We start from the raw sequence: 1,958 nt of genomic DNA, 5'->3' as shown, positions 1-1,958 counted from the left end.
TTCGCGAGCAGGCTCGCTCCCACAAAGGCTATGTAAAACTACAGGTCAGCCGCGATGACGCCCGCGGAAGTAGTTGATCAGGCCTTGGGTCGAGGCATCTTCGGCGGTGCTCTCTTCGCTGCCCACCAGGCGGTTGTAGACGCCCTTGCCCAGCTCCTTGCCCAGCTCCACGCCCCACTGGTCAAAGGCGTTGATGCCCCAGACCACGCTTTGCACGAACACTTTGTGTTCATACAGCGCCACCAGCGCACCGAGGCGGCGCGGGCTGATGCGTTCGACCACCAGGGTGTTGCTCGGACGGTTGCCCGGGATCACCTTGTGTGCCGCCAGCTTCTGCACGTCGTCCTCGCTCATGCCCTTGTCACGCAGCTCGGTCTCGGCTTCGGCGCGGGTCTTGCCAAGCATCAGCGCCTGGCTCTGGGACAGGCAGTTGGCGTACAGCCACTGGTGATGGTCGGAAACCGGGTTGAAGCTGACGATCGGCACGATGAAGTCGGCCGGGATGAATTGGGTACCTTGGTGCAGCAACTGATGGTAAGCGTGCTGGCCGTTGGCGCCGACGCCGCCCCAGATCACCGGACCGGTGTCGGTGGAGACTGGCGTACCGTCCTGGCGCACGCTCTTGCCGTTGGATTCCATGTCCAGCTGTTGCAAGTGTTTGGTAATGTTACGCAGGTAATGGTCGTACGGCAGGATCGCGTGGCTTTGCGCTCCCCAGAAGTTGCCGTACCACACGCCCAGCAATGCCAGGAGCACCGGCATGTTCTGTTCGAACGGGGCGCTCTGGAAATGCTGGTCCATGGAATAGGCGCCGGACAACAGTTCCTTGAAGTTCGACATGCCGATGGCCAGGGCGATCGGCAGGCCGATGGCCGACCACAGCGAGTAGCGACCGCCGACCCAGTCCCACATCGGGAAGATGTTCTCTTCGCGGATGCCGAAGGCCACGGCGGCAGCGTTGTTGCTCGATACGGCGATGAAGTGGCGATACAACTCCGCTTCCGAACCGCCCTGGGCCAGGTACCAGGCACGGGCGGCCTGGGCGTTTTTCAGGGTTTCGAGGGTGTTGAAGGATTTCGACGAGACGATGAACAGCGTGGTCTCGGCGCGCAGCTTCATGGTCAGTTCGTGGAACTCGCTGCCATCGATGTTCGCCAGGTAGTGGCAGCGAACGCCTTTATGCGTGTAGGACAACAGTGCTTCGGACACCAGTTGTGGTCCGAGGAAGGAGCCACCAATACCGATGTTCACCACGTCGGTGATCGGCTTCTCGGTGTAGCCGCGCCACAGGCCGTCGTGGATGCGACCCACCAGGTCGGTGATCTGGTTCAGTACTTTGTGCACGTCCGGCATCACGTTGACGCCGTTGACCAGCAACTTGTCGCCAACCGGGCGACGCAGGGCGGTGTGCAGGGCGGGGCGGTTTTCCGAGGCGTTGACGATTTCGCCTTCGAACAGCGCCTTGATCGCGCCCTTGAGGTCGACTTCGTTCGCCAGGCCCACGAGCAGGTCGCGGGTCTGGGCGTTGATCAGGTTCTTCGAATAATCGAGAAACAGGCCGCAGCTCGACAGGGTGAATTGGTTGAAACGCTGCGGATCGGCATTGAACGCTTCGCGCATGCTGAAATCCTGCATGGCTTTGCGGTGGTCATTCAGCGCTTGCCAGGCGGGCAGAGCGGTCACGTCTTGAGGAGTTCGGTAATACGCCATCGCTGCGGGTTTCCTTTTTACTTGAACGACCTTTTGTACACTAAAAATTCCGGCGCGGCTGGAGGCGGGCGTCCGGATAACTGCGTCGACACGATCGCCGGGCACAGGGCGACTACAGTAAACCTCGCGTTGCGATCTGTCTTGACTTTGTCTGACCGTTTCCCGGTACTTTTTTATACAACGTGAGCGGGAAGGTCCGACAGACGGGAGGTGCAGATTCCAAGGTGGGAGCGAGCCTGCTCGCGAAA

General features: G+C 60.7%; 1 protein-coding gene. It reads right to left on the bottom strand.

Annotated features, from left to right (window positions below):
• Window positions 1-45 precede the first annotated feature (45 nt).
• The gene (gene pgi / locus OC610_RS26550) at window positions 46-1,710 is read right to left on the bottom strand and encodes a glucose-6-phosphate isomerase (protein ID WP_264432180.1); all 1,665 of its coding nucleotides are present in this window, start codon (window positions 1,708-1,710) and stop codon (window positions 46-48) included.
• Window positions 1,711-1,958 lie beyond the last annotated feature (248 nt).

The sequence above is a fragment of the Pseudomonas agronomica genome (assembly GCF_025917275.1).
GTDB lineage: Bacteria > Pseudomonadota > Gammaproteobacteria > Pseudomonadales > Pseudomonadaceae > Aquipseudomonas > Aquipseudomonas agronomica.
The sequence above is the reverse complement of the archived record's forward strand: the minus strand, read 5'-3'. Positions and strand labels throughout refer to the sequence as shown.

Bases quoted from the DNA above. Each gene is read 5' to 3' on its own strand.
- pgi (WP_264432180.1), bottom strand. From the start codon at position 1,710: ATGGCGTATTACCGAACTCCTCAAGACGTGACCGCTCTGCCCGCCTGG.